This is a genomic window from Halorientalis sp., from assembly GCF_028275115.1.
Classification (GTDB): domain Archaea; phylum Halobacteriota; class Halobacteria; order Halobacteriales; family Haloarculaceae; genus Halorientalis.
In genome coordinates, this window is the sequence record NZ_JAQCNH010000082.1 from 1 (window position 1) to 5,117 (window position 5,117).

The 5,117-nt window shown below is 63.0% G+C and carries 6 protein-coding genes; 1 reads left to right on the forward strand and 5 read right to left on the reverse strand.

What is annotated here, in order from left to right:
- On the forward strand, positions 1 to 965 hold a 965-nt coding region (locus Q0964_RS11075; RefSeq protein WP_299267325.1), incomplete at its 5' end, for a site-specific integrase.
- Positions 966 to 1,121: 156 nt separating this feature from the next.
- Here the strand turns inward: Q0964_RS11075 and Q0964_RS18640 are convergent.
- The 5 genes from Q0964_RS18640 to Q0964_RS11100 all read right to left on the reverse strand — a co-directional run.
- Positions 1,122 to 1,433 carry a DUF8172 family protein gene (locus Q0964_RS18640; RefSeq protein WP_475405890.1) on the reverse strand — a complete coding sequence of 104 codons (312 nt, stop codon included), beginning with the start codon at positions 1,431 to 1,433 and terminating at the stop codon, positions 1,122 to 1,124.
- The gene (locus Q0964_RS11085; RefSeq protein ID WP_299267331.1) at positions 1,391 to 2,407 is read right to left on the reverse strand and encodes a formylglycine-generating enzyme family protein; all 1,017 of its coding nucleotides are present in this window, start codon (positions 2,405 to 2,407) and stop codon (positions 1,391 to 1,393) included. Before Q0964_RS11085 ends, Q0964_RS18640 begins: the two co-directional genes overlap by 43 nt.
- Before the next feature lie 80 nt (positions 2,408 to 2,487).
- Positions 2,488 to 4,005: a sulfatase family protein gene (locus Q0964_RS11090; protein ID WP_299267334.1), complete on the reverse strand. Its 1,518-nt coding sequence runs from the start codon at positions 4,003 to 4,005 to the stop codon at positions 2,488 to 2,490.
- On the reverse strand, positions 4,002 to 4,223 hold the full coding sequence (locus Q0964_RS11095; protein ID WP_299267337.1) for a DUF1450 domain-containing protein: 222 nt from the start codon (positions 4,221 to 4,223) through the stop codon (positions 4,002 to 4,004). The genes Q0964_RS11090 and Q0964_RS11095 overlap by 4 nt, the downstream gene beginning before the upstream one ends.
- A 97-nt stretch (positions 4,224 to 4,320) precedes the next feature.
- On the reverse strand, positions 4,321 to 5,117 hold a 797-nt coding region (locus Q0964_RS11100), incomplete at its 5' end, for an MATE family efflux transporter (RefSeq protein ID WP_299267340.1).

Consider the following 5,117-nt stretch of genomic DNA (forward strand, 5'->3'; position numbering starts at 1 on the left):
GCGACCGCGGGCTGAAGCAGAACACCGTCCAAACCTATTATCGCTATATCTCTGCGTGGTGTGGCTGGTGTGTCAACGAGGGCTATCTCGAGGCGCACTACGCCCAGCGGGCGAGTGCGATGGCACCGCTGCCGGAAGACGACGGCCGAAAGCCCGGCGACCAACAGGCCTGGACGTCCGAACAGCGCCACGCCCTCACCCGGTACGTCGACGAACAGGCCCGCGACGCTGTCGAGACATATACGACACTCCCAGCGGATACTGATACCCTCGACAAGCAGCGAGCGCGCTACGCGGCGCTGAAGGCGGCTCGTGACCGAGCTCTGGTGTTTGTCCTCGCGTACACCGCCGTTCGAGTCGGGGAGCTACTCCGGGACCCGAACGACCCACGCCGGCGCGGCGTCCGCTGGGAGGACCTCTCCCTTGACGACGGGAGTATGGACGTTTACCGGAAGAAACAGCAGTGGGACGCCGCCAGCCTTCCCGATCCGGTGATCTCGCCGCTGCGGAGCTACCGCCAGCTGATGGATCCGCCGACGGAACGCTGGCCGGTGTTTCCGACGTTCGACCATCGGACGCTCGCAGGACTCGTCCAGGAAGAGCTAGCCGACTGTGGGGAACGCTCAGAAGCGATTACTGAGTGCCGTGAAGAATACGTCCGCGACCTGCTGCTGGCGCTCAATCAGGACATTCGGCCGCCGTCGATCACGACGGACGGCGCACGGTCGATTCTCCAGCGACTCTCAGAGGGTGCCGAAATCGACATCGACCATCCGAAACACGACTATCTCGCCCCCCACGGTGGACGACGTGGAATGGGTGAGGTGCTCGTTCGAGCCTTTGGGTATACGGTCGCAGCTCGATATCTCGACAATTCAGAGGAAATGGTACGGGAGCGCTATTCACACATTGATGCCGGCGAACTCGGCGACGTAGCTACCGAAGCACTAGAACAGATCGATTGACGCAAGCGTTTATACGGGAGTAGAACCAAGTTTTGGGTGTAAATGAGTCTCGCACAAGCGGTTGACGAAGCGCTCGCGACGTACAATATGCCGCGCAGCGAAGAGGCCGAGGAAGCGGGCCGGACAGTCGCTACGCTCCAAGACTGAACGGATCACTTAGTCGAGATCTCGGATCTTTTCCGCGAATTCTGCTTTCGAGAGTCCTGGCGTCTCTTTTAAGTCTGGATAGCCGGCACGTTCGACAGCCTCCTCAACGAAGGTTACCCAGAGATCTTCGTGCTTCTCCGCGTAGACGATTTTCGCCTCACTCGGGTACATATACAGCTCGTATTCAGTCAAATCGATTTCGACTGCGTGTTTTCGCTCAAGCGTTCTTGCGCCGAAGCTATACAGGTGCTTGAAGGGGACGTTTTTTCGCCGAACGGTCAACAGTCGTTTCGATTCGTTGATGCCGTGTCGACGACACACCGGAAGCCAATGTTTCCGGTGGAGCTATTCGGCGTGTTCTTCGAGCGGGCGGCGACGCGATAGCGGTTACACCACGACCGGTGACAGAGGTACGACCCGCCGCGCATGACCCGCTGGTCGCCGTCGGACGGCCCCGTCGGGTTGTCTATGTCGTACGCGTCGGTGGTGTGGTGTTCTGGACTGAACCAGTCAGCACACCATTCCCAGACGTTGCCCGAAACGTTGTGAAGGCCAAAATCGTTCGCCTCGAAGCTGTCTACCGGCGCCGTCGAGAGGTAGCCGTCGTCGCCGGTGTTGTGCTCGGGGAACTCCCCTTGCCAGATGTTACAGCGGTGGTTGCCGTTGGGTTTCAGGTCGTCACCCCACGGGAAACGGCGCCCCTCACGGCCGCCACGGGCCGCCCGCTCCCACTCGGCCTCGGTCGGGAGCCGCTTCCCGGCCCAGTCAGCGTACGCCGTGGCATCATGCCAGGAGACGTGCGTGACCGGGTGTTTCAGGAGGTCGTCCTCGACAACGTTCGACCCAGGGCCGAACGGCCGGAGCCAGGTCGCCCCCTCAACGGCGAGCCACCACGGGGCTGCGTCCACGTTGTCGATGACGTTGTCGCGGGCTTGCTCCGTCAGAAAGTCTTGGAAGACGAACGACCACCCGTACTGCTCGGCGTCGGTGGTATACCCCGTCTCGCGGACAAACTGGAGGAACTCCGCGTTCGTGACGGCATACCTGTCAATATAGAAGGGGTCGACAGTCACCTCGCGGGCCGGCCCCTCGCCGTCTTCAGGGAACCCCTCGTCGGACTCCGTTCCCATCGTGAACGTGGCCTTTTCGATCCTGATCATACGTGCCGTCCGGTCGTCGTCCGGCGATGCGGGTACCGTACGGTGGTCGGCCTCGTGGTGCCCGGTGGCCGGATCGGCCGACGCCGTTCCGTCGGTTCGGGCTGCAGCACAGCATGCTGGGTCGTCGTCGACCATACTCCACGCACCGAGACTCGCGGTGGTAAACGTTACGCCCCCCGTCGGTAGGTCGTCGCAACGTGGAATCGGCGCGGCGGTCAGAGACCGAGCCGGTCGTACTGCGAGTCCGGTGCGTCCAGTTCGTCAAGCGCTCGCCTAAGGACATCAACCATATACTGTGTCGCGTCCTCGTCGCCCCCGGCCAAGTTCGTACTCTGTCCCGGACCCGACTGGCGGTCGTACAGGCGTTCGTCGCGGTGTTGCAGCCACGAGTCCGCCGGATATCGCCACACCGACGCGTCGGTGTACGGGAGATACGAGCCCGAATCGACTTCGGTGCGCGCCGTCGGCGGCGTAAACCACGAGTGGGTGTTCTGCATAGACGTCGAGTGACACAGGGTCTCCGAGTGGAGTTCGGGTGGCCTGTGGTACGTGTAACGGCCGTCGGTGACGTTGACTGACGACCCCCAGAGGCCGTACAGCGCGTGGTCCCGGTGCTCGCTCGTCTGCCCACGAACGAGCGGCATGAGGGATCGACTGTGTGTTCCGGACGGTGGGTCGATCCCGAGCCCGTCGAGAATCGTTTCGTAGAGGTCGACTGCGGATGTCAGCGCCGACACGCGCTCGACGGACGTCTCGGGGTGCCAGATCATAAGTGGCGTGTTAGCGATCACGTCGTACACCGTGAAGTCGTTCTTGCCGACCCAGCCGTGGTCCCCGAGTGCGAACCCGTGGTCGGAGCCGACGACGACCATCGTGTCGTCCCACAGCCCCTCCTCGTCGAGCGTATCGAGCACCCGTCCGAACCATCGGTCGATCATCGTGACCGACCCGGCGAACTGTGAGCGGACGAACTCGAGTTGCTGATCGGTCAGTTCGCTCTGGCCCTCATCTATCGGCCCGTAGTACGGCCAGACCGGCATATCGGGGTCGGCAGGGTCCTCGTCGGTGTACATCGAGGCATACGGCTCGGGGACGTGGAACGGCTCGTGCACGTCGAAACTGTCGACGAAGCAGAACCACTGGTCCCACGCCTGGTTTTCTCGAAGCCACTCCGACGCCCGCGAGAACACTTTCGGCGCGAAGAAGTCCGCCTCCGTCTCGAATTCCGCGGCGTTGCGGGCGTACGCGCTCCGGTTGAGATACTGCGTCGAGTCCGGCGGGTCAGTCTCGCGGTCGAGAAGTTGATCGGTGAACGCAGCGGGGGGCTCGCGGGGGCTCGTCCGCCAGGCATCGTACTCGTTGCCACGGACGAACTCGAAGCCGTTGAAATCCTCGTAGTAGCCATTGCTCCCGTGCTGGAAGTAGTGGAAGTGGTCCGTAACCAGCTGCGAGACGATTCCCTCGTCGCGGGCGAGTTCCGGAATGGGGTCGTCGAACGGTTCCATCGGCCCCCAGGGACGCCAGAGGAAATCGTGGGTGCCTGCCAGCCACTCACGGCGGGCGGGCATACACGGCAGGCTCCCTGCGTAGTGGGTGTCGAACACTGTCGCCCGCTCGGCGAACCGGTCCAGGTTGTCCGTCTCCACGTGGTAGTCGACGACCTCGGGCCGGTCGCTGTAGGCCCCGAGGAAGTCCCGCCGTAGGCTATCGATCGAGACGAAGAGGACGTTCATATCCCTTCACCCGCCGCACCCTCGGCGAGCGCGTCGACAGCTGCGGACAGTTCCGGGTGGGTGAGGAGTGTGCCGTTCACTACGGCGAACCGCTCGGCTCGACAGATCCCGCAGTGTTCCAAGCACCGTTCCTCCCGGAGCTCGACGCGGTCGCAGTCGGCCAGCGAGCGCAGGGCCGCGTCACTGCTGCTGATACAGCACTCTACTGTCGGTGGCATACCCCCATAATCGGCGAGCCAACTCTTAAAAACTGGGATGATCGGATTCATCCGCGGACCGGGGTCCGGATGCTCCGGTGGCGGTCAGTCGACCGCCTCAGCTCTGGCCAACCGGCACGACGCTCCGTACCACCGAGGCGGCATAGGCCACGAGAACGCTGTCTTCGCTCGATACACTTCCTGTGAGGCGAAAACTGGTGACGAAGGCTGCCGAGAGCGCGGCGAACAGGGCGACCAGCCCGAGCCAGCCTACTGGACCAACAGCGACAGACATCAGGGCGGCCAGCCCGGTGGTCATCCCGAGTGGTTTATAAATAATGCCACTGAGAGCGTGAATGCGTCCGACCCGGTAGAGCTGGGCCAGCCGCAGGACGTTCCGGAGGACGATTGCGACAGTCGTCGCGAGCGCCGCGCCGAGCAGCCCCAGTTCCGGGATCAGGGCGACGTTCAGCACGAAGTTGACGACCCCGGAGACGAGGTTGATGACCATCAGTATCCGGGTGTGCCCCATCGCGATGAGCGTCGCCCCCGTCGGGCCGATGAGGTTGCCTAGACAGTAGGCCACGGCGAGGGCCTGCAGGGCCGGCGCGGCGACGGTGAACGACGGCCCGAACACCGCTCGTAGCGTGCTGCCGGGGAAAAATAAAAACAGGAGGACCAGCGGGACGCTCGCCGACGCGAACCACTTCGTGAGGATGACGTATACCCGCCTGATGGACTCGAAGTCGTCCGTGGCGTACAAGTCCGAGACCAGCGGGATGTACATAAATATCATCCCTTGCCAGACGATGAAAATGATACGCACCAGCGGCCGGACGCCGTCGTACAGCCCCACCGACCGCGACGTCGAGAGGTAGCCGAGCATCAGGATGTCCATCCACGTCATCAACTGGA

What these genes read in the sequence shown, in the direction of transcription:
- Q0964_RS11090 (WP_299267334.1), bottom strand. Translation starts at nt 4,005, where the DNA reads ATGAACGTCCTCTTCGTCTCGATCGATAGCCTACGGCGGGACTTCCTC.
- Q0964_RS11095 (WP_299267337.1), bottom strand. Translation starts at nt 4,223, where the DNA reads ATGCCACCGACAGTAGAGTGCTGTATCAGCAGCAGTGACGCGGCCCTG.
- Q0964_RS11085 (WP_299267331.1), bottom strand. Translation starts at nt 2,407, where the DNA reads ATGGTCGACGACGACCCAGCATGCTGTGCTGCAGCCCGAACCGACGGA.